This window comes from Streptomyces sp. NPDC087787, from assembly GCF_044743035.1.
GTDB lineage: Bacteria > Actinomycetota > Actinomycetes > Streptomycetales > Streptomycetaceae > Streptomyces.
Genome location: NZ_JBIUVQ010000015.1, coordinates 102,935 through 128,136, shown reverse-complemented (window position 1 = coordinate 128,136; position 25,202 = coordinate 102,935). Strand labels below are relative to the sequence as shown.

The 25,202-nt window shown below is 70.5% G+C and carries 25 protein-coding genes; 4 read left to right on the top strand and 21 right to left on the bottom strand.

The features are described from left to right. Position 1: 1 nt before the first annotated feature. Genes nuoK through ACIOWN_RS23715 form a run of 11 tightly spaced genes read right to left on the bottom strand, consistent with a single transcriptional unit; the run spans position 2 to position 10,929 of the window. Positions 2 to 301, bottom strand: a complete 300-nt coding sequence (nuoK, locus tag ACIOWN_RS23765) for an NADH-quinone oxidoreductase subunit NuoK (protein ID WP_100569676.1) — start codon at positions 299 to 301, stop codon at positions 2 to 4. Next, positions 298 to 1,140 (bottom strand): NADH-quinone oxidoreductase subunit J, encoded by an 843-nt coding sequence (locus ACIOWN_RS23760; RefSeq protein WP_362355658.1) that lies wholly within the window; start codon positions 1,138 to 1,140, stop codon positions 298 to 300. The genes nuoK and ACIOWN_RS23760 overlap by 4 nt, the downstream gene beginning before the upstream one ends. Then, positions 1,137 to 1,739, bottom strand: coding sequence for an NADH-quinone oxidoreductase subunit NuoI (gene nuoI / locus ACIOWN_RS23755; protein WP_100569674.1), 603 nt, complete (start codon positions 1,737 to 1,739; stop codon positions 1,137 to 1,139). Before nuoI ends, ACIOWN_RS23760 begins: the two co-directional genes overlap by 4 nt. Continuing rightward, positions 1,732 to 3,132 (bottom strand): NADH-quinone oxidoreductase subunit NuoH, encoded by a 1,401-nt coding sequence (gene nuoH, locus ACIOWN_RS23750; RefSeq protein ID WP_362355656.1) that lies wholly within the window; start codon positions 3,130 to 3,132, stop codon positions 1,732 to 1,734. The genes nuoI and nuoH overlap by 8 nt, the downstream gene beginning before the upstream one ends. Further along, the gene (locus tag ACIOWN_RS23745; RefSeq protein WP_401983296.1) at positions 3,129 to 5,633 is read right to left on the bottom strand and encodes an NADH-quinone oxidoreductase subunit G; all 2,505 of its coding nucleotides are present in this window, start codon (positions 5,631 to 5,633) and stop codon (positions 3,129 to 3,131) included. Before ACIOWN_RS23745 ends, nuoH begins: the two co-directional genes overlap by 4 nt. Continuing rightward, positions 5,630 to 6,976: an NADH-quinone oxidoreductase subunit NuoF gene (nuoF, locus tag ACIOWN_RS23740; protein ID WP_401983295.1), complete on the bottom strand. Its 1,347-nt coding sequence runs from the start codon at positions 6,974 to 6,976 to the stop codon at positions 5,630 to 5,632. The genes ACIOWN_RS23745 and nuoF overlap by 4 nt, the downstream gene beginning before the upstream one ends. Next, positions 6,973 to 7,908, bottom strand: coding sequence for an NADH-quinone oxidoreductase subunit NuoE (gene nuoE, locus ACIOWN_RS23735; RefSeq protein ID WP_358737437.1), 936 nt, complete (start codon positions 7,906 to 7,908; stop codon positions 6,973 to 6,975). Before nuoE ends, nuoF begins: the two co-directional genes overlap by 4 nt. Beyond that, positions 7,905 to 9,236, bottom strand: a complete 1,332-nt coding sequence (locus ACIOWN_RS23730) for an NADH-quinone oxidoreductase subunit D (RefSeq protein WP_362355650.1) — start codon at positions 9,234 to 9,236, stop codon at positions 7,905 to 7,907. Before ACIOWN_RS23730 ends, nuoE begins: the two co-directional genes overlap by 4 nt. Then, positions 9,233 to 10,003 carry an NADH-quinone oxidoreductase subunit C gene (locus ACIOWN_RS23725; protein WP_362355648.1) on the bottom strand — a complete coding sequence of 257 codons (771 nt, stop codon included), beginning with the start codon at positions 10,001 to 10,003 and terminating at the stop codon, positions 9,233 to 9,235. Before ACIOWN_RS23725 ends, ACIOWN_RS23730 begins: the two co-directional genes overlap by 4 nt. Further along, a complete protein-coding gene (locus ACIOWN_RS23720) occupies positions 10,000 to 10,554 on the bottom strand; it encodes an NADH-quinone oxidoreductase subunit B family protein (RefSeq protein ID WP_030610600.1) in 555 nt (184 codons plus the stop codon). The genes ACIOWN_RS23725 and ACIOWN_RS23720 overlap by 4 nt, the downstream gene beginning before the upstream one ends. A gap of 15 nt (positions 10,555 to 10,569) precedes the next feature. Continuing rightward, positions 10,570 to 10,929 (bottom strand): NADH-quinone oxidoreductase subunit A, encoded by a 360-nt coding sequence (locus tag ACIOWN_RS23715; protein WP_100569667.1) that lies wholly within the window; start codon positions 10,927 to 10,929, stop codon positions 10,570 to 10,572. 803 nt (positions 10,930 to 11,732) lie between these two features. Here ACIOWN_RS23715 and ACIOWN_RS23710 point away from each other — a divergent pair. After that, positions 11,733 to 12,566 carry a C40 family peptidase gene (locus tag ACIOWN_RS23710; RefSeq protein ID WP_362355646.1) on the top strand — a complete coding sequence of 278 codons (834 nt, stop codon included), beginning with the start codon at positions 11,733 to 11,735 and terminating at the stop codon, positions 12,564 to 12,566. Positions 12,567 to 12,717: 151 nt separating this feature from the next. Here the strand turns inward: ACIOWN_RS23710 and ACIOWN_RS23705 are convergent, their stop codons facing one another. Beyond that, positions 12,718 to 14,007 (bottom strand): geranylgeranyl reductase family protein, encoded by a 1,290-nt coding sequence (locus ACIOWN_RS23705; RefSeq protein WP_362355644.1) that lies wholly within the window; start codon positions 14,005 to 14,007, stop codon positions 12,718 to 12,720. Positions 14,008 to 14,106: 99 nt separating this feature from the next. Here ACIOWN_RS23705 and ACIOWN_RS23700 point away from each other — a divergent pair, with 99 nt between their 5' ends. Together ACIOWN_RS23700 and ACIOWN_RS23695 are read left to right on the top strand one after the other, a co-directional pair. Further along, complete coding sequence (locus ACIOWN_RS23700) at positions 14,107 to 14,613, top strand: GNAT family N-acetyltransferase (RefSeq protein ID WP_362355643.1); 507 nt, start codon at positions 14,107 to 14,109, stop codon at positions 14,611 to 14,613. Positions 14,614 to 14,725: 112 nt separating this feature from the next. Then, positions 14,726 to 15,055, top strand: coding sequence for a PASTA domain-containing protein (locus ACIOWN_RS23695; protein WP_362355641.1), 330 nt, complete (start codon positions 14,726 to 14,728; stop codon positions 15,053 to 15,055). A 64-nt stretch (positions 15,056 to 15,119) separates the two neighbouring features. Here the strand turns inward: ACIOWN_RS23695 and ACIOWN_RS23690 are convergent, their stop codons facing one another. Further along, positions 15,120 to 15,812: a demethylmenaquinone methyltransferase gene (locus ACIOWN_RS23690; protein ID WP_100569664.1), complete on the bottom strand. Its 693-nt coding sequence runs from the start codon at positions 15,810 to 15,812 to the stop codon at positions 15,120 to 15,122. A gap of 170 nt (positions 15,813 to 15,982) precedes the next feature. Here ACIOWN_RS23690 and ACIOWN_RS23685 point away from each other — a divergent pair, with 170 nt between their 5' ends. Further along, entirely contained in the window at positions 15,983 to 16,978 is a 996-nt protein-coding gene (locus ACIOWN_RS23685) for a chitinase (protein WP_362355639.1), read from the top strand. A gap of 30 nt (positions 16,979 to 17,008) precedes the next feature. Here the strand turns inward: ACIOWN_RS23685 and ACIOWN_RS23680 are convergent, their stop codons facing one another. The 8 genes from ACIOWN_RS23680 to ACIOWN_RS23645 form a co-directional block, all read right to left on the bottom strand. Beyond that, entirely contained in the window at positions 17,009 to 17,455 is a 447-nt protein-coding gene (locus ACIOWN_RS23680) for an imidazolonepropionase-like domain-containing protein (protein ID WP_362355637.1), read from the bottom strand. A gap of 14 nt (positions 17,456 to 17,469) precedes the next feature. Further along, positions 17,470 to 18,684, bottom strand: a complete 1,215-nt coding sequence (mqnC, locus tag ACIOWN_RS23675) for a cyclic dehypoxanthinyl futalosine synthase (RefSeq protein WP_362355635.1) — start codon at positions 18,682 to 18,684, stop codon at positions 17,470 to 17,472. A gap of 79 nt (positions 18,685 to 18,763) precedes the next feature. Then, a complete protein-coding gene (locus ACIOWN_RS23670; RefSeq protein WP_401983294.1) occupies positions 18,764 to 19,744 on the bottom strand; it encodes a prepilin peptidase in 981 nt (326 codons plus the stop codon). Then, positions 19,741 to 22,731, bottom strand: coding sequence for a BTAD domain-containing putative transcriptional regulator (locus tag ACIOWN_RS23665; RefSeq protein WP_401983293.1), 2,991 nt, complete (start codon positions 22,729 to 22,731; stop codon positions 19,741 to 19,743). The genes ACIOWN_RS23670 and ACIOWN_RS23665 overlap by 4 nt, the downstream gene beginning before the upstream one ends. Before the next feature lie 203 nt (positions 22,732 to 22,934). Further along, a complete protein-coding gene (locus ACIOWN_RS23660; RefSeq protein ID WP_401983292.1) occupies positions 22,935 to 23,204 on the bottom strand; it encodes a hypothetical protein in 270 nt (89 codons plus the stop codon). Positions 23,205 to 23,630: 426 nt separating this feature from the next. Then, on the bottom strand, positions 23,631 to 24,221 hold the full coding sequence (locus ACIOWN_RS23655; RefSeq protein ID WP_362355627.1) for a hypothetical protein: 591 nt from the start codon (positions 24,219 to 24,221) through the stop codon (positions 23,631 to 23,633). Positions 24,222 to 24,229: 8 nt separating this feature from the next. Beyond that, entirely contained in the window at positions 24,230 to 24,718 is a 489-nt protein-coding gene (locus tag ACIOWN_RS23650; protein WP_362355625.1) for a hypothetical protein, read from the bottom strand. 8 nt (positions 24,719 to 24,726) lie between these two features. After that, entirely contained in the window at positions 24,727 to 25,200 is a 474-nt protein-coding gene (locus ACIOWN_RS23645) for a pilus assembly protein TadG-related protein (RefSeq protein WP_362355623.1), read from the bottom strand. Between the last annotated feature and the right edge of the window lie 2 nt (positions 25,201 to 25,202).

Here is a 25,202-nt window from a genome sequence, read left to right as displayed (position 1 = left end):
CTTACAGCTTCATCAGGCTGGCGTCGTCGACCGAGGCCGAGTGGCGGGAACGGAACACCGACACGATGATCGCGAGCCCCACCACGACCTCCGCTGCGGCGACGACCATCGTGAAGAACGCGATGATCTGGCCGTCGAGGTTGCCGTGCATCCGGGAGAAGGTGACGAGCGCGAGGTTGCAGGCGTTCAGCATCAACTCGATGCACATGAAGACCACGATGGCGTTGCGCCGGATCAGCACACCGGTGGCGCCGATCGTGAACAGCAGGGCGGCGAGGTAGAGGTAGTTCACAGGGTTCACTTCGACGCCTCCTCGGGCCGCTTGAAGGCCGTCGGCTCGATCGCGGTGCGCTCCAGGCGTTCCGCGGCGCGCTGCTCCAGGGCCTTGAGGTCGTTGAGCGCCTCGGCCGACACGTCGCGGATCTGCCCGCGCTCGCGCAGCGTCTTGCTGACGGTGAGCTCGGACGGGGTGCCGTCGGGCAGCAGCCCGGCGATGTCCACGGCGTTGTGCCGGGCGTACACGCCGGGCGCCGGCAGCGGCGGTACGTGCCGCCCCTCGCGCACGCGCTGCTCGGCCAGCTCGCGCTGGGTCCTGGCCCGCTCGGTGCGCTCCCGGTGGGTGAGCACCATGGCGCCGACCGTGGCCGTGATCAGCAGCGCGCCGGTGAGTTCGAAGGCGAAGACGTAGCGGGTGAAGAGGAGGGAGGCCAGGCCCTCCACGTTGCCGCCCGCGTTGGCGTGGCCGGTGCCGTTGAACTCCTTCAGGGAGGCGTTGGAGATGCCCGCGATCAGCAGGATGCCGAAGCCGAGCCCACACAACAGGGCCAGCCAGCGCTGGCCCTTGATGGTCTCCTTCAGGGAGTCCGCGGCGGTCACGCCGACGAGCATCACCACGAACAGGAACAGCATCATGATCGCGCCGGTGTAGACGACGATCTGCACGATGCCCAGGAAGTAGGCGCCGTTGGTGAGGTAGAACACCGCCAGGACGATCATGGTGGCGGCCAGGCACAGCGCGCTGTGCACGGCCCTCTTCATGAAGACGGTGCACAGGGCGCCGATCACCGCGACGGTGCCGAGCACCCAGAACTGGAAGGCCTCTCCGGTGGAGGTGGAGTATGCGGCGAGCTGCGCGCTCATGCGTCAGCCCCCTGTTCTTCTGGCTTCTCGCCCTTGGAGACGGCGACCTGACGCACCGTGCCCGGCGCGGCCTCCGTCACCAGGCCCCGGTAGTAGTCCTGCTCGTCCGTGCCCGGGTAGATGGCGTGCGGTGTGTCGACCATGCCCTCTTCGAGGCCGGCGAGCAGCTGCTCCTTGGTGTAGATGAGGTTGGCGCGGCTGGAGTCGGCCAGTTCGAACTCGTTGGTCATCGTCAGCGCGCGCGTGGGGCACGCCTCGATGCACAGGCCGCACAGGATGCAGCGGGCGTAGTTGATCTGGTACACGCGCCCGTACCGCTCGCCCGGCGAGTAGCGCTCCTCGTCGGTGTTGTCGGCGCCCTCCACGTAGATGGCGTCGGCGGGGCAGGCCCAGGCGCACAGCTCGCAGCCGACGCACTTCTCCAGGCCGTCCGGATGGCGGTTGAGCTGGTGCCGTCCGTGGAAGCGCGGAGCCGTGGTCTTCTGCTGCTCCGGGTACTGCTCGGTCAGCCGCTTCTTGAACATGGCCTTGAAGGTCACACCGAAGCCGGCCACGGGGTTCAGGAAACCGGGTTTGGTCTCCTTGGGCTCCTCAGCCATCGGACGCCTCCTTTCCATCCAGAGGTCCGTCACTGGCAGTGTCCGACCCGCCACTGACAATCAACTCCCGCTCTCCCCCACGCTCGAATTCGCTCGCGCGGGGGGACCCCCTTCGCGAGCGGCGCCGCGGCACCGGCGGCAGCTCCTGCCCCGGCAGCGGCGGTACGGGGAATCCGCCGGCCATCGCGTCGAAGGCGGCCGGCCCGGCCTCGGGCTTCTCCGCGGTCTTCGTGCGCTCGCGGAACATGTCGACGACGAACGACAGGACCAGCACCGTCAGCACGGCACCGGCGACGTAGAGGGCGATGTCGGCGAAGCCGTAGTTCTCGTTGCGCAGGACCCGGACGGTCGCGACGAGCATCAGCCAGACCACGGAGACCGGGATGAGGACCTTCCAGCCGAGCTTCATCAGCTGGTCGTAGCGGACCCGCGGGAGCGTGCCGCGCAGCCAGATGAAGAAGAACAGCAGCAACTGGACCTTGATCACGAACCAGAGCAGCGGCCACCAGCCGTGGTTGGCGCCCTCCCAGAAGGTGCTGATCGGCCAGGGGGCCCGCCACCCGCCGAGGAAGAGCGTGGTCGAGACCGCGGAGACCGTCACCATGTTCACGTACTCGGCGAGCATGAACATCGCGAACTTGATCGACGAGTACTCGGTGTTGAAGCCGCCGACCAGGTCGCCCTCGGACTCCGGCATGTCGAACGGCGCGCGGTTGGTCTCCCCGACCATCGTGACGATGTAGAGGAGGAAGGAGACCGGCAGCAGCAGGATGTACCAGCGGTCGTGCTGCTGCTCGACGATCGTCGACGTGGACATGGAGCCCGAGTACAGGAAGACCGAGGCGAACGCGGCGCCCATGGCGATCTCGTAGGAGATCATCTGCGCGCAGGACCGCAGGCCGCCCAGGAGCGGGTAGGTCGATCCGGAGCTCCAGCCCGCCAGCACGATGCCGTAGATGCCGACGGAGGCGACCGCGAGGATGTAGAGCATCGCGATCGGCAGGTCGGTCAACTGCATCGCGGTGCGGTGACCGAAGATCGAGACCTCGTTGTTCGCCGGTCCGAAGGGGATCACGGCGATCGCCATGAAGGCCGGGATGGCCGCGACGATCGGCGCGAGGACGTAGACCACCTTGTCCGCGCGCTTGACGACGACGTCTTCCTTGAGCATCAGCTTGATGCCGTCGGCGAGCGACTGGAGCATGCCCCAGGGCCCGTGCCGGTTGGGGCCGATGCGCAACTGCATCCAGGCGACGACCTTGCGCTCCCAGACGATGGAGAACAGCACCGTCACCATCAGGAAGGCGAAGCAGAACACCGCCTTGACGACGACCAGCCACCAGGGATCGGTGCCGAACATCGACAGGTTCTCGGCGGCGAGGTACGGGCTCATGCCTCCACCTCCTTGGGGGCCTCGGTCGAGGACGTCGCCGGGCCGATGCGGACGAGGGAGCCGGGCAGCGCCCCCGTGTCGGAGGCGACGCCCCCGCCGACGGAGTTCAGCGGGAGCCACACCACCCGGTCGGGCATCTCGGTGATCTCCAGCGGGAGTTCGACCGTTCCGGCGGGACCGGTCACGGCCAGCACGGCGGAGTCCGCGACGCCCGCCTCGGCGGCCGTGGCGGCCGACAGGCGTGCGCGTGCGGCGTGCCGGGTACCGGCGAGCGCGTCGTCGCCCTCCTGGAGGACACCCTGGTCGAGCAGCAGCCGGTGCCCCGCGAGCAGGGCCTCCCCGGCGGCCGGGCGCGGCGCCGTGCCCGCGCTGTGCGCCGGGTCCGCGGCGCGCGGTCCGGTCCAGGCACCCAGCCGGTCGAGCTCCGCGCGCACGGTCCGCAGGTCCGGCAGACCCAGGTGGACGTCCATGGCGTCGGCCAGCATCTGCAGCACCCGCGCGTCGGAGGGCGACAGGGTGCGGGTCATCTGCTCCGGCTTGAGCGCGGCCTCGAAGAGGCGGACCCTGCCCTCCCAGTTGAGGAAGGTGCCGGCCTTCTCGACGACGGCGGCGACGGGCAGGACCACGTCCGCGTGTTCGGTGACCTCGCTGGGCCGCAGTTCGAGCGACACCACGAAACCCGCCTCGGAAAGGGCCGCACGCGCGCGTGCCGGATCGGGCAGGTCGGCGACCTCCACTCCGGCGACGAGCAGGGCCTGCAGCCGGCCCGAGGCCGCGGCCTCGACGATCTGCCCGGTGTCACGGCCGTAACGGTGCGGGAGTTCGGCGACGCCCCACAGCGCGGCGACCTCCTCCCGCGCGCGCGGGTCGGTGGCCGGGCGTCCGCCCGGCAGCAGCGACGGCAGAGCGCCGGCCTCGACCGCGCCGCGCTCGCCGGCCCGGCGCGGAATCCACACCAGTCGTGCGCCGGTCGCGGCGGAGGCCCGTACGGCGGCCGTCAGTCCGCCGGCTACCGCCGCGAGCCGCTCGCCCACGACGATGACCGAGCCCTCGGCCCGCAGTGCCTCGGCGGCCCGGGTGCCGTCGTCCTGCAGTCCGACGCCGCCCGCCAGCGCGTCCAGCCACTCGTGCTCGGTGCCGGGAGCGGCGGGCAGCAGGGTGCCGCCCGCCTTCTCCAGGCCCCGCGTGGCGTGCGTGGCCAGCGCGAACACCTTCTGCCCGTGCTTGCGCCAGGCCTTGCGCAGCCGGAGGAAGACGCCGGGCGACTCCTCCTCGGACTCAAACCCGACGAGCAGCACGGCGGGCGCCTTCTCCAGCGCGGTGTACGTGACACCGGTGCCGTCGAGGTCGCGGCCGCGTCCGGCGATCCGGGCGGCGAGGAAGTCGGCCTCCTCACCGCTGTGCACACGCGCGCGGAAGTCGATGTCGTTGGTGTCCAGCGCCACGCGCGCGAACTTGCTGTAGGCGTAGGCGTCCTCGACGGTGAGCCGGCCGCCGGTGAGGACACCGGTCCGCCCGCGCGAGGCGAGCAGGCCCTGGGCGGCGATCTCCAGCGCATCCGTCCAGGACGCCGGCACCAGCTCGCCCTCGGGGTTGCGCACCAGGGGCGTGGTGAGCCGGTCCTTCTGCTGTGCGTACCGGAACGCGAAGCGCCCCTTGTCGCACATCCACTCCTCGTTGACCTCGGGGTCGTTGGCGGCGAGCCGCCGCATGACCTTGCCGCGCCGGTGGTCGGTGCGAGTGGCGCAGCCGCCCGAGCAGTGCTCGCACACCGACGGCGAGGAGACCAGGTCGAAGGGGCGGGAGCGGAAGCGGTACGCCGCCGAGGTGAGCGCCCCGACCGGGCAGATCTGGATGGTGTTGCCGGAGAAGTACGACTCGAAGGGGTCGCCCTCACCGGTGCCGACCTGCTGGAGCGCGCCCCGTTCGATCAGCTCGATCATCGGGTCGCCGGCGACCTGGTTGGAGAACCGGGTGCAGCGGGCGCACAGCACGCACCGCTCCCGGTCCAGCAGCACCTGCGTGGAGATCGGCAGGGGCTTCTCGTAGGTCCGCTTCTTCCCCTCGAAGCGGGACTCGGCGTTGCCGTGCGACATGGCCTGGTTCTGCAGCGGGCACTCGCCGCCCTTGTCGCAGACCGGGCAGTCCAGCGGGTGGTTGATGAGCAGCAGCTCCATCACGCCGTGCTGCGCCTTCTCGGCGACCGGCGAGGTGAGCTGGGTCCTGACGACCATGCCGTCCGTGCAGGTGATCGTGCAGGAGGCCATCGGCTTGCGCTGGCCCTCGACCTCGACGATGCACTGCCGGCAGGCGCCGACCGGGTCGAGCAGGGGGTGGTCGCAGAACCGGGGGATCTCGATGCCGAGCTGTTCGGCGGCCCGGATGACCAGGGTGCCCTTGGGCACGCTGATCTCGGCGCCGTCGATCGTCAGCGTCACGAGATCTTCCGGCGGGACCGCCGCCTCTCCCCCGCCCGCGGGAGCGTTGGTGGTCACGGTCATGGGTTCACCTCCGTGCGATCGGCCCAGGCCGTGGACTTGGCCGGGTCGAAGGGGCAGCCCCGGCCCGTGATGTGCTGCTCGTACTCCTCGCGGAAGAACTTCAGGGAGGAGAAGATCGGGGAGGCGGCGCCGTCACCGAGCGCGCAGAAGGACTTGCCGTTGATGTTGTCGGCGATGTCGTTCAGCTTGTCGAGGTCGGACATCGCGCCCTTGCCGGCCTCGATGTCCCGCAGCAACTGCACCAGCCAGTACGTTCCTTCGCGGCACGGTGTGCACTTGCCGCAGGACTCGTGGGCGTAGAACTCGGTCCACCGGGTCACGGCCCGCACCACGCAGGTGGTCTCGTCGAAGCACTGGAGGGCCTTGGTGCCGAGCATCGAGCCCGCGGCGCCCACTCCCTCGTAGTCGAGCGGGACGTCGAGGTGCTCGTCGGTGAACATCGGCGTCGAGGAGCCGCCCGGCGTCCAGAACTTCAGCCGGTGCCCGGGGCGCATTCCGCCGCTCATGTCGAGCAGCTGACGCAGTGTGATGCCGAGCGGGGCCTCGTACTGGCCGGGGCTCGCGACATGGCCGCTGAGGGAGTAGAGCGTGAAGCCCGGGGACTTCTCGCTGCCCATGGACCTGAACCAGTCCTTGCCGTTGTTCAGGATCGCGGGAACCGACGCGATGGACTCGACGTTGTTCACCACAGTGGGGCACGCGTAGAGGCCCGCGACGGCAGGGAAGGGAGGACGCAGCCGCGGTTGGCCGCGGCGGCCTTCGAGCGAGTCCAGCAGTGCGGTCTCCTCACCGCAGATGTACGCGCCGGCGCCGGCGTGCACGGTGAGGTCGAGGTCGAGGCCGCTGCCCAGGATGTTCTCGCCGAGGTAGCCGGCCGCGTAGGCCTCGCGCACGGCCGAGTGCAACCGCCGCAGTACGGGGACGACTTCGCCCCGCAGATAGATGAAGGCATGCGACGACCTGATGGCGTAGCACGCGATGACGATGCCCTCGATGAGGCTGTGCGGGTTCGCGAAGAGGAGCGGGATGTCCTTGCAGGTCCCGGGCTCCGATTCGTCGGCGTTGACAACAAGATAGTGCGGTTTGCCATCGCCCTGGGGAATGAACTGCCACTTCATTCCGGTCGGGAATCCGGCGCCGCCGCGGCCGCGCAGACCCGAGTCCTTGACGTACGCGATCACGTCGTCCGGCGACATGGCGAGCGCCTTGCGCAGTCCTTCGTACCCGTCGTGCCTTCGGTACATGTCCATCGTCCAGGACCTGTCCTCGTCCCAGAAGGCGGACAGCACGGGTACGAGCAGCTTCTCCGGGCTGCTCTCGTCGATCTCCGGTGCCAAGGTCATCCCTCCCCCTCCTCTCCGACGTCTCCGACAGGTCCCGCCGCATCAGAGGTGCGGGGCGCAGCCCCTCCATCACGGGTGGTGGTGGGCGACGGGTCGGGCGGATCGGATGCCGATGTGTCCTGCGGCGCGTCGTGCGAGCTCAGGTGCTCGGTCGGCGACGGCTGGTGCACGGCGTCGTGCGGGCCGGCGTCCTGCGGTCCGCCGTCGCGCGGGTGGACCACGCGCGCGGGTGCGGCCTCTCCCTTGGCCAGGCGGAGGCCCACCAGCGAGGCGGGTCCCGCGCTGCCGCCGGACTCCGTCGCCCCTTCGCGCTCGTCGGGGAAGCCGGCCAGGATCCGGGCGGTCTCCTTGAACGTGCACAGGGGTGCGCCGCGCGTGGGTGTCACCGGCCGTCCCGCGCGCAGGTCGTCGACCAGGCGCTTGATGCTCGCCGGGGTCTGGTTGTCGAAGAACTCCCAGTTGACCATCACGACCGGCGCGTAGTCGCAGGCCGCGTTGCACTCGATGTGCTCCAGGGTGACCTTGCCGTCGTCGGTGGTCTCGCCGTTGCCGACGCCGAGGTGCTCCTGGAGGGCCTCGAAGATGGCGTCGCCGCCCATCACGGCGCACAGGGTGTTGGTGCAGACGCCCACCTGGTAGTCGCCGGACGGCTTGCGCCGGTACATGGTGTAGAAGGTGGCGACCGCGGTGACCTCGGCCGTGGTCAGGCCGAGCACGTCCGCGCAGAACCGCATGCCGGTACGCGTGACGTGCCCCTCCTCCGACTGCACCAGGTGCAGCAGCGGCAGGAGGGCGGACCGGGAGTCCGGGTAGCGGGCGATGATCTCGCGCGCGTCCCGCTCGAGCCGGGTGCGGACGTCGTCCGGGTAGTCGGGCGCGGGCAGTTCGGGCATGCCCAGGCTGACGCCCTGCTCCGAAGAACTGGTGGTCACCGGTCGACGCCTCCCATCACGGGGTCGATGGACGCGACGGCGACGATGACGTCGGCGACCTGGCCGCCCTCGCACATCGCCGCCATCGCCTGAAGGTTGGTGAAGGACGGGTCCCGGAAGTGGACCCGGTAGGGGCGGGTGCCTCCGTCGGAGACGACGTGCACCCCGAGTTCGCCCTTGGGCGACTCGACCGCCGCGTACGCCTGTCCCGGCGGGACGCGGAACCCCTCGGTGACCAGCTTGAAGTGGTGGATCAGGGCCTCCATGGAGGTGCCCATGATCTTCTTGATGTGGTCCAGGGAGTTGCCGAGTCCGTCCGGTCCCAGGGCGAGCTGGGCGGGCCAGGCGATCTTCTTGTCGGCGACCATGACCGGGCCCGGCTCCAGCCGGTCCAGGCACTGCTCGACGATCCTGAGCGACTGGCGCATCTCCTCCAGGCGGATCAGGAAGCGGCCGTAGGAGTCGCAGCTGTCGGCGGTCGGGACGTCGAAGTCGTACGTCTCGTAGCCGCAGTAGGGCTGGGCCTTGCGCAGGTCGTGCGGCAGGCCGGTGGAGCGCAGGATCGGGCCGGTGGCGCCGAGGGCCATGCAGCCGGCCAGGTCGAGGTAGCCGACGTCCTGCATACGGGCCTTGAAGATGGGGTTCCCGGTGGCGAGCTTGTCGTACTCCGGGAGGTTCTTCGTCATCTTCTTCACGAACTCGCGGATCTGGTCCACCGCGCCGGGCGGCAGGTCCTGGGCGAGTCCGCCGGGCCGGATGTACGCGTGGTTCATCCGCAGGCCGGTGATGAGCTCGTAGAGGTCGAGAATCATTTCACGATCACGGAATCCGTAGATCATGATCGTGGTGGCGCCGAGCTCCATGCCGCCGGTGGCGATGCACACCAGGTGGGAGGAGAGCCGGTTCAGCTCCATCAGGAGCACCCGGATGATCTTGGCGCGTTCGGTGATCTGGTCCTCGATGCCGAGGAGTTTCTCGACGGCGAGGCAGTAGGCGGTCTCGTTGAAGAAGGACGTCAGGTAGTCCATGCGCGTGACGAAGGTGGTGCCCTGCGTCCACGTGCGGAACTCGATGTTCTTCTCGATGCCGGTGTGCAGATAGCCGATGCCGCAGCGGGCCTCGGTGACCGTCTCGCCGTCGATCTCCAGGATCAGCCGGAGCACGCCGTGGGTCGAGGGGTGCTGGGGACCCATGTTGACGACGATGCGCTCGTCGTCGGCGCGGGCCGCGGACCGGGCGACCTCGTCCCAGTCGCCACCGGTGACCGTGTAGACGGTGCCCTCGGTCGTCTCGCGCGCGGAGGACGACGACGGGGTGTGCGTGCTCATGAGTACGACCTCCGCTGGTCCGGAGCCGGGATCTGGGCGCCCTTGTACTCGACGGCGATGCCGCCGAGGGGGTAGTCCTTGCGCTGCGGATGGCCCTGCCAGTCGTCCGGCATCATGATCCGCGTCAGGGCCGGGTGGCCGTCGAAGACGATTCCGAAGAAGTCGTAGGTCTCGCGCTCGTGCCAGTCGTTGGTCGGGTAGACGGGGACCAGCGACGGGATGTGCGGGTCGGCGTCGGGGGCGCTGACCTCCAGCCGGACCAGCCGGTTGTGGGTGATCGAGCGCAGGTGGTACACGGCGTGCAGCTCGCGGCCCTTGTCCTGCGGGTAGTGGACGCCGCTGACGCCGGTGCACAGCTCGAAGCGCAGGGCGGGGTCGTCGCGCAGGGTGCGGGCGACGCGCACCAGGTGCTCGCGCTCGATGTGGAAGGTCAGTTCGCCGCGGTCGACGACCGTCTTCTCGATCGCGTTCTCCGGGAGGAGTCCCTGTTCCTCCAGCGCGCCCTCGAGTTCGTCGGCGATCTCGTCGAAGGCTCCGCCGGGGCCGCCGTAGGGGCGGCTCGCCGGACCCGGGAGCCGGACCGAGCGGACCAGCCCGCCGTAGCCGGAGGTGTCGCCGCCGTTGTTGGCGCCGAACATGCCGCGCTGGACGCGGATCTCCTCGCCGCCCTGGCCCCGCCGACCGGGAAGGTTGCCGGCGGACAGGTCCTTCTCCGGGTTCACCCCGTTCGCGGACCCGTTGACGTCCTTGCCGTGTCCGTCGCTCATCGCAGCAGCCCCTTCATCTCGATCGTGGGCAGGGCCTTGAGCGCGGCCTCCTCCGCCTCGCGGGCGGCCTCCTCGGCGTTCACGCCGAGCTTGGAGGACTGGATCTTCTGGTGCAGCTTGAGGATCGCGTCCAGCAGCATCTCGGGCCGCGGCGGACAGCCCGGCAGGTAGATGTCGACCGGGACGATGTGGTCGACGCCCTGGACGATCGCGTAGTTGTTGAACATGCCGCCCGAGGAGGCGCACACGCCCATCGAGATCACCCACTTGGGGTTGGGCATCTGGTCGTAGACCTGCCTGAGGACCGGCGCCATCTTCTGGCTGACCCGCCCGGCCACGATCATCAGGTCCGCCTGGCGGGGCGAACCCCGGAAGACCTCCATGCCGAAGCGCGCCAGGTCGTAGCGCCCGGCGCCGGTGGTCATCATCTCGATCGCGCAGCAGGCGAGGCCGAAGGTGGCCGGGAAGACGGACGCCTTGCGCACCCAGCCCGCGGCCTGCTCGACGGTGGTCAGCAGGAAGCCGCTCGGCAGCTTTTCTTCGAGTCCCATGTCGTTAAAGGCCCCTCAGTCCCATTCCAGGCCGCCGCGCCGCCATACGTACGCGTACGCCACGAAGACGGTGAGCACGAAGAGCAGCATCTCCACGAGCCCGAATACACCCAGGGCGTCGAAGCTGACGGCCCATGGGTAGAGGAAGACGATCTCGATGTCGAAGACGATGAAGAGCATCGCCGTCAGGTAGTACTTGATGGGGAAGCGCCCGCCGCCGGCCGGCGTGGGGGTCGGCTCGATTCCGCACTCGTAGGCCTCGAGTTTGGCGCGGTTGTACCGCTTCGGTCCGATCAGCGTGGCCATGACCACGGAGAAGATCGCAAAGCCTGCCCCGAGGGCTCCCAGTACGAGGATGGGCGCATACGCGTTCACCGCTCCTCGCTCCTCTCAGTCGGCACTGACTGCTGGCGGTCAGTGGGCCGCGACTGCCCCACGCGGCCCCCGTCTCCCGGCTCGTCCAGCCAAGATCGAGAACATGTGAAGCAGGTCACAAGCCCAACTGCCTCGCATCTTATGCCCGACGCTCTGTGATCTGCGACACGGGGTATTGCATGAGCTTTGTGATCTCCACCACCTGACGAACGATCATCAAGTCGGATGAGCGGTGATCTTCGCACGCGAAGCACCTGTGTGATCACTACTGGTCACATTTTACCTCGTATTTGCAGGTCGGAGAGGGTGTGCACTATCAGACGCCCTGCGCCCGGCGCAAAGTGGCGAACTGTGTCAAGCCTTTGATATGGGCCTGCTTTTCACACATCAGGGGGACGGCGACGCGAGATGTGGACACGTTCACCCGTTCACAAGCGGGCGGCGCGAATCGGGAGGCCACTCGGGCGCGGTTTCACGAATGGGACTCAAGTGACGAATGGGACCGGTGAGTCAGCCCGTGCGCGAACCCCTCCGGACGGTGATCACTCCGTGACCTCCGTCACGTTCGTGAGAGGGGCGTGAGAGCGGGGCTTGGCCAACGATCCACTCGGATGGTAGGTCGAGGGCAATTCGGGCGTAACAGCGAAAGACCATGATCAAAGGCATGATCACGTCCGCCCGCAATGTCCGTTACGGCGTCAATAAAGAACCTCGGACATGGGATTTGGCGGCCTCATTGAGCAAATGTGGCGCACCGCACGTTTCTTGAAGATATGAAGGAGCCCCTGGTACCGGTTGTTCCCATGTCCCACACCGCTCACATACGCAGCCACCGGAAGCCCCGCCGTAGCGCGTCGAGAGTCGCGATGCGGGCCGGTGTTGCCGGCGGCGTCCTCGGCACCCTGGCAGTGGCCGGCACGTCGGCCTCGTCGGCGAACGCCGCCGAGCCGGTGACCCAGACCCTCGAACTGCCCACCCTGACCTCCGACCTGGCCGCCCAGGTGGCCCAGTCGGCGGACGCGACGGAACAGGCGGCCGCCAACTACCGCCTGAGCGCCGAGCGCGACGCGGCCGCCGCAAACGCCGCGAAGCAGGCCAAGGCGGACCTTGCCGACGCCAAGAAGAAGGCGGAGGCCCGCAAGAAGGCCGAGGCCGCCCGCAAGAAGGCCGCCGAGACCGCCCGCCAGGCCGCCGCCGACCGTGCCTCCCGCACGACCGAGCGGCCGACCCTCAGCGCCACGGCGAGCGTCGGGTCCACCTCCGCGAGCGTGTCCACGGCGACCGGTTCGGCCGCGGCGGTGGTCTCGTTCGTCAAGGCCCAGGTCGGCAAGGCCTACGTCTCCGGCGCCACCGGCCCGTCCGCCTTCGACTGCTCCGGCCTGGTGCAGACCGCCTTCAAGCAGGTCGGCATCAGCCTGCCGCGGGTCTCCCAGGACCAGTCGACCGCCGGCACCCAGGTGTCGCTGTCCAACCTCCAGCCGGGCGACATCCTCTACTGGGGCGGCGCGGGCAGCGCGTACCACGTGGGTGTCTACGTCGGTAACGGTATGTTCGTCGGTGCGCAGAACCCGTCCACGGGCGTCGTCGAGCGTCCGCTGTCCTACGACCCGCCGTCCGGCGCGGTCCGGGTGCTCTGAGGACGCCACGCGCAGCCGTATGGACTGAAGGGCCGCAGCCGCTCGGGGGCAGCGGCCCTTCCGGCTTTCCCGTTTCGCCCGCTTCAGTCCCCTGTGACACGGCCGGGGCCGGCTCGTGACCGAGCCGGCCCCGCTGTCGTCCCTCGTCCGCTCAGGCCTTCGGAGCCACCTTGCTCAGGCCGTTGATGATGCGGTCCATCGCGTCGCCGCCCGTCGGGTCGGTGAGGTTGGCCAGGAGCTTGAGGGTGAACTTCATCAGCACCGGGTGGGTCAGCCCGCGCTGGGCGGCGATCTGCATGACCTTCGGGTTGCCGATGAGCTTCACGAAGGCGCGGCCCAGCGTGTAGTAGCCGCCGTAGGTGTCCTTCAGGACGCGCGGGTAGCGCCGCAGGGCGAGTTCGCGCTGCGCCGGGGTGGCCCGGGAGTGGGCCTGGACGATGACGTCGGCGGCGAGCTGACCGGACTCCATCGCATAGGCGATGCCCTCGCCGTTGAAGGGGTTGACCAGGCCGCCCGCGTCGCCGACCAGCAGCAGGCCCCGCGTGTAGTGGGGCTGGCGGTTGAAGGCCATGGGCAGGGCCGCGCCGCGGATCGGGCCGGTCATGTTGTCCGGGGTGTAGCCCCAGTCCTCGGGCATCGACGCGCACCAGGCCTTGAGCACCTCGCGCCAGTCCAGCTCCTTGAAGGACTCGGAGGTGTTGAGCACGCCAAGGCCGACGTTGGAGGTGCCGTCGCCCATGCCGAAGATCCAGCCGTAGCCGGGCAGCAGCCGGTCCTGGGGGCCGCGCCGGTCCCACAGCTCCAGCCAGGACTCCAGGTAGTCGTCGTCGTGGCGCGGGCTGGTGAAGTAGGTGCGCACCGCGACGCCCATCGGGCGGTCCTCACGCCGGTGCAGGCCCATCGCCAGGGACAGCCGGGTGGAGTTGCCGTCGGCGGCGACGACGAGCGGCGCGTGGAAGGTGACCTCGCGCTTCTCCTCGCCCAGTTTGGCCCTGACCCCGGTGATGCGGCCGGTGCGGTCGTCCACGAGGGGCGCGGACACGTTGCAGCGCTCGAACAGCCGGGCACCCGCCTTCTGCGCCTGCCGGGCGAGCTGCTCGTCGAAGTCGTCGCGCTTGCGCACGAGTCCGTAGTCGGGGAAGGAGGCGAGGTCGGGCCAGTCGAGCTGGAGGCGGACGCCTCCGCCGATGATCCGCAGGCCCTTGTTGCGCAGCCAGCCGGCCTCCTCGGAGATGTCGATGCCCATCGCGACGAGCTGTTTGACGGCGCGTGGGGTGAGGCCGTCGCCGCAGACCTTCTCCCGCGGGAACTCGGTCTTCTCCAGCAGGAGTACGTCGAGTCCGGCCCGGGCGAGGTGATACGCGGTCGTGGACCCGGCCGGCCCCGCGCCCACGACGATCACATCTGCGGTGTTCTCGGAGAGGGGCTCAGTCACGGTCACAGCGGGATCTCCCCAAGGTTCGGAATTCTGCGTGCCGACCGGCACTGGACATGGGCAGTCTATGCAGCAGAATTGATCACCCGGCTGAAGGGCTGCCCCGTGAACCGAGCTCTCCCCGTCGTAAGCCTGCGCGTCCCCACCGATGAGGACGCCGTCGCCTGGCACCGGATCTTCGCCGACCCGGACGTCATGGAGTTCCACGGCGGCAGGCCGGCGGAGCTGTCCGTCTACGAGGAACTCACCGCCCGTCAGCGGCGGCACGACGCCGAGCGCGGCTTCTGCCTGTGGACGATGCTCGACGAGACCGGCCGGGTCATCGGCTTCACCGGCGCCCAGCCGTGGGAACGGGACTGGGGCCCCACGGGCGAGATCGAGATCGGCTGGCGGCTCTCCCGCGAGCACTGGGGCCGCGGATACGTCACGGCGGCCGCCCGGATGACCCTGGAGCGGCTGCGGGAGGCCGGCCTGACGAGCGTGGTGGCGATGGTCGACGCGCGCAACAAGCGGTCCATCGCGGTCACCGAGCGCCTCGGCATGAGTCTGGCGCAGACCTTCGTGACGCCGGTGTCGGAGCGGCAGGGGCACTGCTACCGGCTGGAGCTGTGATCGCGGCCGGCTACCGTTCGTAATCGACTGTCACAGAAAGACACTTGACGCTTCCGGGTGACACCCCTGGCCGGTTACCCTGCCAGTACCGCTGGGGGTGACGTCTGTGTACATGACACCCAAGACACCCGAAGTGCGCGTGCCGCGCCTGGTCGGACTGATGGCCGTGGACGCACGCGAGACCGCCAGGGCCCAGGGCCTGTTGCTCAACGCGCCGGACCGCCCGGACTTCCATCTCACGGTCGTCGAGCACGTCGTCCGCCAGTACCCGCGACCCGGCGCCGAGGTGCCGCGGGACTCCATGGTGTACGTGTGGTTCGACTTCGGCGCGGGCGAGGGAGGCGGAGGCGTCCGCGAGCCGCGCGTCCCGCGGCCGCCCACGGGCGGCCTCCAGCGCGAACTCGACGAACCGGGCGATCCGTACGCGGCCAGCCCCGCGTGACCGCGGTCAGCGCCGTGTGACGGTCCGCGCGGCCGTCAGCCCGTGAACCTCCCGGTCGCGGCCGTCAGTCCTTGAACCCCCGGTGCAGGGACACGATCCCGCCGCTGAGGTTGCGCCAGGCCACCTTCGACCAGCCCGCCGTGCGCAGCAGCCCGGCCAGCCCGGGCTGGTCGGGCCAGGCCCGGATGGACTCGGCGAGGTACACGTACGCGTCCGGGTTGGAGGACACCGCGCGCGCCACGGGCGGCAGGGCCCGCATCAGGTACTCGGTGTAGACCGTGCGGAACGGCGCCCAGGTGGGGTGGGAGAACTCGCAGATGACCACCCGGCCGCCGGGCCGGGTCACCCGGTACATCTCCCGCAGGGCCGTCTCGGTGTCCTGCACGTTGCGCAGCCCGAAGGAGATGGTGACGGCGTCGAAGGTGTCGTCCTTGAACGGCAGCCGCGTCGCGTCGCCCGCGGTGAACGGCAGCCAGGCGTGCCGCCGCTTGCCGACCCGCAGCATCCCGAGCGAGAAGTCGCAGGGGACGACGTAGGCGCCGGCGCGGGTGAAGGGCAGCGAGGAGGTGGCCGTCCCGGCGGCGAGATCGAGGATCTTCTGCGCCGGACGGGCGTCGACCGCCCTGGCGACCTCCTTCCGCCACCGCCGGTCCTGCCCCAGGGACAGCACGTCGTTGGTCAGGTCGTACCGTTCCGCCACGTCGTCGAACATCGAGGCGACGTCGTGCGGCTGCTTCTCCAGGGATGCGCGGGTCACCGGCCCATTGTGGCAGGCGGGGGTGGCGCTTGACGGAAGTGCCCCGGCGGCACGGCTTTCAATGGCAGGCTCGGAAGGCGGTTCCCGGTCCGGAGACAGGCTCTCTGCGGACCGGGACCTCGCTGTGCGGGGATCCATGGACGGACATCACGAGAGCTGGTGCATGCGCAATGAGGAGTTTCCTGACGCCGGTGGCCGGGCTCGCCTGCCTGGTCGCCCTGGCCGCCACGGGCTGCTCCCCGATGCCCGACGGCACCTCCGACGCGGCCCACAAGGCGGACCGGTCCAGCACCTCGTACGCCCCGTACGTGAGCGCCACCACGGCTTCGGGCACCGACTCGGCAGGCTCGCCCGCGACGTACAACCTCGCCTTCGTCATCTCAGGCGGCAGCGGCTGCACTCCGGAGTGGGACGGCATGATGGGGCTGGACGACGCCGAGGTGACGTCCCGGATCGGGAAACTGAGGAAGTCGGGCGCCACGGTGCGCGTCTCCTTCGGCGGGGCCCACGGCAAGGAGTTGGCGACGACGTGCGAGAACGCGTCCGTGCTGGCGGACGCGTACGGGAAGGCCCTGGACGCGGCGGGTTCGTCCCGGGCCGACTTCGACGTCGAGGGCCGTACGCTGACCGACTCCGCCTCCGTCGGCCTGCGTTCCCGGGCGATCGCCCTGCTGCAGAAGCGGCGCCCCGGTCTGGAGGTGTCCTTCACGCTGCCCGTCATGCCGTCCGGGCTGGGCTCCCACGGCCTGGCCCTGCTGGAGTCCGCGAACGAGCACGACGTCCAGGTCTCGACCGTCAACCTCATGACGATGAACTACGCCGAGTCCTACACCGGCGACATGGGCGCCTACGCCCTCGCCGCCGCGAAGGCCACCCACACCCAGTTGAAGAAGGTCTTCGGCCTCTCGGACGCCGGCGCCTGGGAGGGCATGGCGCTCACCCCGATGATCGGCGCCAACGACATCGCCGGCGAGACGTTCACCCTCGCGGACGCGGCCCGGGTGCGCTCCTTCGCAGAGGAGAAGCGGATCGCCTGGGTCTCGATGTGGTCCACCTTCCGCGACCGCCAGTGCGAGAAGGACGTCCCGTCCCGGGACGACGCGGCGACGGACTGCAGCGGGGTGAAGCAGAAGCCGGGTGCGTTCGCCCGGGTGTTGGGTGGGTGAGGGGGGCTGAGGGCCCTGGGGGGGCTGATCTCAGCGTCTGCGGTGCACCAGGCGGCCCGCGCACACCGTGGCGAGGCAGGCGCCGGAGTCGTCGAAGACGGCGAGGTCGGCCCGGCCGCCCTCCACGACCGCCGCGGGCCGGGGCGCGGCAAGGACGGCGACGTCGTTCCGGGCGGCCGCCTCCCGCAGTCCGGGCGCGTCCGCGTGCCCGGCGAGCACGGCCGTCGCGCCGAGCTTGAGGACCGCGTGGACCCGCTCACGCGGACTCGGCGCGTCGGGCAGTGGCCCCTCGTGCACGCGCCCCGGCCCGAGCACGCCCGGCCAGCGCCGCACGCGCGCGTGCGGGAACCGCCGCTCCAGCTCGGCGAGCGTCCCCACGGCCGCGACCCGGGCGCCCTCGACGGCGACGGCGCCGCCCTCGACCGGTTCCGCGTCCCGGCCGGCACGGACCGCGTCCGCCGCGTGAATCGTCAGCACCCTTACCCCGTACGTCAGTTGGAGGTGAGCAGCTTCAGCTCGGGGTGGGCCGTCCCGCCCGCGATCGCCGTCGACGAGATGTGGGACATCACGCGGTCGTCGACCGGGTCGTTCGCCGGGTCGTCGTGGACGACGAGGTGCTCGTACGTCGTCGCCCGCTGCGCCGGAACCCGTCCCGCCTTCCGGATGAGCTCGATGATCTCCATCCGGTTGGAGCGGTGCTTGGCGCCGGCCGACGACACGACGTTCTCCTCCAGCATGATCGAGCCCAGGTCGTCGGCGCCGTAGTGCAGGGTCAGCTGGCCGACCTCCTTGCCCGTGGTCAGCCAGGAGCCCTGGATGTGCATCACGTTGTCGAGGAAGAGGCGCGCGATCGCGATCATCCGCAGGTACTCGAAGAGAGTGGCCTGCGTACGGCCCTTCAGGTGGTTGTTCTCCGGCTGGTAGGTGTACGGGATGAACGCCCGGAAGCCGCCGGTGCGGTCCTGCACGTCGCGGATCATCCGCAGGTGCTCGATCCGCTCGGCGTTCGTCTCACCGGTGCCCATGAGCATCGTGGAGGTGGACTCCACGCCCAGCCGGTGCGCGGTCTCCATGATCTCCAGCCAGCGCTCCCCGGACTCCTTCAGCGGGGCGATGGCCTTGCGCGGCCGCTCCGGCAGGAGTTCGGCGCCGGCGCCGGCGAAGGAGTCAAGGCCGGCCTCGTGGATGCGCGTGATGGCCTCCTCCACCGAGACGCCCGAGATCCGCGCCATGTGCTCCACCTCGGAGGCGCCCAGCGAGTGGATCACGAGCTGCGGGAAGGCCTTCTTGATGGCGCTGAAGTGCTTCTCGTAGTACTCGACGCCGTAGTCCGGGTGGTGGCCGCCCTGGAACATGATCTGCGTGCCGCCGAGTTCGACGGTCTCCGCGCAGCGCCGCAGGATGTCGTCGAGGTCGCGGGTCCACCCCTTGTCGGTGTCCTTGGGGGCGGCGTAGAAGGCGCAGAACCTGCACGCGGTGACGCACACGTTCGTGTAGTTGATGTTGCGCTCGATGATGTACGTCGCGATGTGCTCGGTGCCCGCGTACTTGCGGCGGCGCACGGCGTCGGCGGCGGCGCCCAGCGCGTGCAGCGGCGCGTGGCGGTAGAGGTCGAGCGCTTCCTCGGGAGTGATCCGTCCGCCCGCGGCGGCACGGTCGAGGACGGCTGTGACATCAGGAGATGTGAGGTCGGCCTTCTCGGTCACCGGCGTCCCTTTCGCAAGGTTCGTAAGGGGTTGTGGACAGACCGAACCAGCCTACGTCAGCCGTTTCGCGGTACCGACCTCAGGCTGTGTACGCGCCGATCAGCACGCCCGCGAACGCCCCCGCGACCAGGAACGGCCCGAACGCGATGGCCGTCTTGCGGCCGGCCCGTCGTACGGCGACGAGCGCGCCGCCGTACAGGGCGCCGAACAGGAAACCGGCGAAGGTGCCGAGCAGGACGACGGGCCAGCCGTACCAGCCGAGGACGGCGCCCGCCCCGAGGGCCAGTTTCACGTCCCCGAACCCCATACCGGCGGGGTTGACGAGGAACAGCACGAAGTAGCCGCCGCCGAGCGCGAGAGCGCCGTACAGCGCGGTCGGCCAGTGGCCGGCGTGCCCGGGAACCAGGGCGGCCAGGCCGAGGAGCGCGAGGGCGGCGCCCGCGAGGGGCAGGGTCAGCACGTCGGGCAGCCGCCGCACCCGGAAGTCGACCACCGCGAGCAGCACACCGACGGGCGCCAGCAGCAGCCAGACGACGAGTTCGGGCCGGACACCGGTGACGGCGGCGAGCGCGCCGCAGACGAGGGCGGTGACGAGCGCGGTTGGCAGTGTGCGGGGGCCGTAGTGGGCGGGGGCGCGGGTCGGGGTGGCGGTGGAGGTCGTGGCTGGGTCGCCGACAGGAGTGGTGGTCGAGTCGCCGGCAGGGGTGGCGGCCGGGTCCGTGGCCGGGTCGCCCGCAGAGGTGGTGGCCGGGCCGTGGGGAGGAGCTGTGGCCGAATCGCCGCCAGGGGTGGTGGCGGGGCCGCCCGCAGGGTTCGCAGCAGGGCCGCCCGCAGGGGTGGCTGCCGAACTGCCGACCGGAGTGGCCGCGGCGCACTGCTCGCACCGCCCGCGTCCGATCCAGCCCCGTACCGAATGCCCGGCCGGGCAGCGGTCCCGCCATGTCTCCCCCGACGGCACGGAGAAGCGGTACGCGGCCCGCGGGAGCGACGCGCCCGCCGCCGCGCCCCACAGCACGGCGGCGGCGACCAGCGGCAGAGCGGCCGACGGCACGGCGGTCATCCCGCCGCGGCGACGGCGGTGCGCCAGGCCGGGAGCAGTTCGTCGAGCAGGGCCTCGGTGCGCGGCGGCAGGCCGCGGGCGCCGCCACGGCCGACGAGGTCGGCGGCGAGTGCCTGGAGGCGGGCGGTGTCGCCGGTGGCGTGCGTGGCGCGCAGCAGCTCGTTCCACAGGCGCTCGTCGGCCGGGGCGGTGCGCAGCGCGGCGTCCAGCGTCTCGATCGCCTTGTCCGCGCGGTCCTTCTCCAGGTGGAAGGAGGACAGTGCGAGCCCGATGTCCGCGACGATGAGGGGAAGTTGGGCATCGACGATCTCGTGGGTGAGCCACCGGTAGCGGCCCTCGGGCCGGTCGGCGAGCAGCGGTCCGCGCACCACCACCAGCGCGTCGGTGAGCAGCCGGCCGCGCACCGCCCGGCTGTCCGCGCCCTTGCCCTGTGTGGCCTCGTGGTACAGCGAGCGCAGCACGTCCAGGTCGGAGACGACGGACTTGGCGAGGGTGAGCCGTCCGGCGTCGTCCGTACGGAGCCGGGGCGTGCCGTCGGGATCGGTGCCGAGCCAGGAGCGCAGCCGCTCGACGAGCGCGTCCCGCACGTCGTCGGTGACCCCGCGCGGCCACAGCGCGGAGGACAGCACCCGCGGGTGCACGCCCTCCCGGTGCAGGAGCAGCAGCGCCAGCGCCTCGTGCAGCAGCGCGCTGCGCTCGTCGTCCGGGGTGTCGAGACCGATGATCTCGTACGGGCCCACGAGCCGCGCGTACACCGCCGGCCGTCCCTGCTCGCTGATGTCGACGAGGAACGGCGGGGTGGGCGCCGGTCCGTCGGGCCCGTTCTCCGGGTCGGCCTCGACGAACAGCTCGACCACCGCCCGCTGTTCGGCCGACGGCAGCATCTGCGCGTCGAGTTCGAGCCCGAGCAGCGGGGCGAGCAGCCTGCCCTCGCCGGTGATCTCCATCTCCCAGGCGGCGCCGGGCAGTTCGGCGGAATCGGTGCCGACGAGGTAGCCGATGCCCAACCGGCTGGCACCGGAGGCGAGTTCGGCGAGCCTGCGGGCGTCCTCCGCCGAGGGCTGGGCGGCCAGCAGCACCAGGTGCGGCGCCCAACGGGTGTGCTGGGCGGGCCCGGTGCGCCCGGTGAGCACGGAGTCGTGCCCGGCGGCACCCAGCGCGCCGCGCCGCTGCCGCGTCTCGGCCTCCATGGTCTCCAGGAGCGCGTCGATGCCGTCGAGGTGGCGAAGGCGGTTGGGGGCGAGCGGGGTGAGGTCCTGACCGAAGCCGACCAGGGTGACGGTCATACGGTCCGACCAGCCGTTGGTGGCGAGTTCGGCGGCGACGGAGGCGAACACGGCGGCCCGGTCGGCGGCGCTGCCGCTCAGCGAGACGATGCCGGGCACGGCCTCCAGGTTGAGCAGCAGACGTGAGTCGTCCATGGTGCCGAGGCTGACGAGCCCGGGGAACGGGGCGGCGGTGTCGGCGTCCTCGTACCGCTCGGCGTCGGCACGCCCCAGCATCCAGAACGTCTCGTCCTGCCCGGTCTGCCAGGGCGCGGGCGGCTTGCCGGCCGGCTGTGCGAGCTGGAGGTGCAGATCGCCCCCGGTGAGCCAGGCGGCGTAGACGACGGGCAGCGGCCGGGACTCGGCGGCGAGGGCGGCGGCGAGCCCGCGCAGCGACCGGTCGAGCCGCCGTACGCCCTCGGGGTCGGCGCCCACCAGCAGCGCGTCCTGCACGTCCAGCGCGTCCCCGGTCGGCGTCGGCGGCTCCATGCCGCGCCGCCCGCCGACGGCACCGAGCGCCGACTGCCACAGCGCCTGCCGGCGGCGGTGGCCGAGCGCGCCGAGGAGACCGGCGGCGAGGAGCGGGGCGCCGAGGAGGGCTTCGGGCAGCCCGAAGGAACGAGCGGAGGAGGCTGGGGTGGCGGCGGGGGCGGTGTCGCCACCGTGCTCCTGGTGCTGCCGCTGGGCGGGAACGGAGGCGTGGGAGCCACCGTCCTGCTGGTGGCCGCCGGCCTGCTGCTGCCCACCGGCCTGCTGCTGTCCGCCACCCTGCGCGTGGTCGCTCCCGCCCTGGGCGTGGTCGCCGGTCTTGGCGTAGTCGTGGATCTGCTGCCGCACCTGCTCGGAGACGTCCGCCGCGCCGTCGGGCATCTCGACGAGTTCGCCGCCGTGCGCGTCCGCGGGCATCTCCATGATCCAGCCGGGCCGGATGAGGCTGGCCTCGGACAGCCGGGAGCCGTCGGGCTGGACCCGGTCCTTGTTGAGCGCGTAGATCTCCTTGTACCGGCGCCCGTCGCCGAGGTGCCGCTGGGCGATCTCCCAGAGCGAGTCGTGGTGGCGTCCCTCGGGCGGCTGGATGCGGTAGTACTTCGTGTCGCCCTGCTTGGCCTCCGCCTGCGCGGCGGCGCTCGCGGCCTGCTCGGCGACGGCGGCCGCGGTGTCGGCGGCCTGCTCCCGCTGCTGCCCGAACAGCCCGCCCGGCGTCTGCTGCGCGGCGGCCACGGTCCCCTTCTGGTTGCCCTCCAGACCGTGCCCGAGCTGCGACAGTCCGGGCGTGAAGCTGGCGGCCGTGGCTCCGACGAGCAGCAGCGCGGCGACGAGCTGCCGTGCGAGGAGCTGACTGGGTCCGGCCCCGGGCACCCGCCCCGGCACCCCGACCCCGGACAGCGCGGCCTTCATCTCCACGAGCACACAGGCGGTGAACTGCGCCCAGGCGAGCCAGACCACGACCGACAGGATGTTCAGGAAGGTCTGGACGGTGATCTCCTGCTGGAGCCAGTCCAGACTCGGCACGCCGTGCGGCAGCGGCCACCCGAACTGCATGGCCAGCGCCAGTGGCACGCCGACGAGCAGGACGAGCAGGGCCAGGAAGGCGAGGAACGCCTTCACGAAGTCCCCGACCGTACGCCGCCGCACCCGCACCGGCTGCGGCGTCCGGTTCCTCGGGGCCGTCGAGCCGCCCGTCGGGCTTCCCGTCGAGCTTGAACTACGGCGTCGCGGCATGGCGGGTGTCCTGATGGTGTGTGAAGTGGGTGCGGTGAATGGGACGTCCTGAGCCTACAGAGATCCTGTTGACGGGGTCGACACAGCTGCCGCCCGCCAACTTCGAACGCCCCAAGCCGTTCACACCAGCCACGCCGTATCTCTTGAGTTCCCCCACACCACGGTCGGTCAACCGCTGAACCACCCGGCGTCGACCACCACCTTCAGGCCGACCCGTCGCCAGTGTCCACGAACAGCTCCTCCACACTGGCGGCACGGACCGCCCGCTGGGCCCAGAGCTCGAGTTGGTCCAGGTCGGAGCAGGCCTTCACCCGATCGCGAGCGGAATCCGGGACCGTGATGCCACGCCAGTCGAGGATCCGGAGGACCATCGAGGCACGCTCCTTCTCCACACCCTCCTCGATACCCTCTTCGCGAGCCTGTTCCCGGACCTTCTCGGCGACCTCGTGCCGGAAGAAGTAGTTGACCGGCATCAGCAGCTCCTTCCTACAAGTGGCTGCGGTAGTAGGCCCAACTTCCGCGTAGCGAACCTGCACACCCACATAGCCGTCCGCGGCTCAAAGGCCCCGGCCCGGGCCACCCTCGTGCGCACGGTCACTGGTCGTACACGACAGAGATCCCGTGGCCGTCGCTCCGCAAGAACCGTTTCCCCGATGCCCTGCACGGCGGCCGACTGCCCGGGATGCGCCCCTGGCCTGGACCGGGGCTGACGCTGCTGGAGTCCCGGCGCGAGGTGACGCTGCTGTACGCCAGGATCGCCATCGGCTCTACGGGGCGATCGTGCGGTAGCCGTTGCGGCCGTGACTCATCAACGTCCCGCTCGTGGTACTTCTCGTTCTGCTGGTGACGGGGAACCGCTGGCCGCAGGACTGCGTATCGCGGCGTACCCGCGGCTGCTGTCAGAGTGAGAGCGTCTTCGCGATGTTGTCGGCCATCTGCTCGGCCGCCTCGTCCAGGATCGGTTCCGTCCAGGAGACCAGCAGCGTGAGGGCCGTCTCCATGCCGTCCGCGCGGACGCCGTAAAAGACGGTGTGAATCACCGGGCGTGGGCCGAAGAAGCCCTTTTTCTCGCCGATGAGGTTCTGGCGGATGCGAACAGCGTCGCCGAGGGGGAGCCGTACTTGGCGTACGTCCGGTTCGCCGAAGTCGTTCCCGGTCATGTGCTCCGCCAGCAACTCGAGGGTGACCTCGGGGAACGTCTCGTCGGGGTGGATGGCGTCGAGTTCCATGACGGCCGCCACCGTCTCGTGGCCGCTCACGTACCAGCCGAAGGAGGCCAGTGGATCGCGGGTGTAGCAATCGGTCGCCGTGCGCTTGAGGCTCCGGGCCAGGCGGCGGGCGTCGCCCGGCTCACCGTCCTGCGCGTATCGCTCGGCGAGTTCCTCGCCCTGCTGCTTGGCCCAGGAGTCCAGGTCCACACTCCCGGCGGCGGGGAAGGGCACCCAGTCCTCCGAGAACTTGAGGCCGAGGTTCGAGAGGTCGTCCGTCATGTTGTCGGTCACTCCATCCAGGTGAGCGAGTCGGCGATCGCGTCGAAGAGTCCGGCCATCGCGTCGGCGATCGCCTCAAGCGGTGTGGAGAAGGTCAGCAGGAGGAACGCGGCGGTGGCAGGGACGGGGAGGTGGTACTCCACCGAGAGCGAGTTGCGACGGGGCTCGGCGCCCTCCTCGTCGCCGGCCTGCGGCATCAGCCTGCGTACCCGGACGGCGGGGCCCGAGCGCAGTTCCTCGAGGCTCACCGATCCCTCGCCCTCGTCGGCGAACCGCTGCGCCAGGGCTTCCAGCGGCAGCGGCTCGGGGTGCCGCAGCGGCGCCAGGGTGACCAGCAGCGAGGCGGGGATGGTAGCGTCGAGAATCCGCTGCGAGCCGATCTCCGCGACACCGAACCCCTCGGCCGGGTTGCCCCGTTCGGCGAAAGTGTCATGGATGCGCTTCAGCGCTCTGGAGCACTCCTTGATCCTGTCTATGTCCGCTTGCTGATCGCTCATGGATGGCGTCACCCCACCTCGTTCTTCGCCGCGGACCGGCCGTGGACCGTCACGCTGCCGCCGTAGAACATGCCGGTGAAGACGGGCGAGTAGGTGAGCTGGATCTCGACCTGGACCTGGTCGGCGTCGGCGGCCACGCAGTGGCTCGCGGCGATGTCGGCGCCCGTCATCCTCATCTCGCGGGCGAAGGCCTTCACGCGGGCGTCGCAGTTCTCGTAGTTGATCGGGGCGGGGCCGCCCTCGTTGTCGTAGAGGGCCTCGCGGTCGATGTCCTGGGCGGCGTAGCGGGCCGCCTGTTCCGCTATGTCCGCGGCCCGTTCACGCTTGGAGATGGACAGGCCGCCGTCGATCACGAAGGCGGACAGGGCGAGGAAGACCAGCGCGAAGATGATGACCGCGCCGGCACCCGAACCGCGGTCGTCCAGTGCCGTTCCTCGGGTGGACCACCAGGTGCGCGCGCGGCCCGCGGCAGAGGCGCTCACGC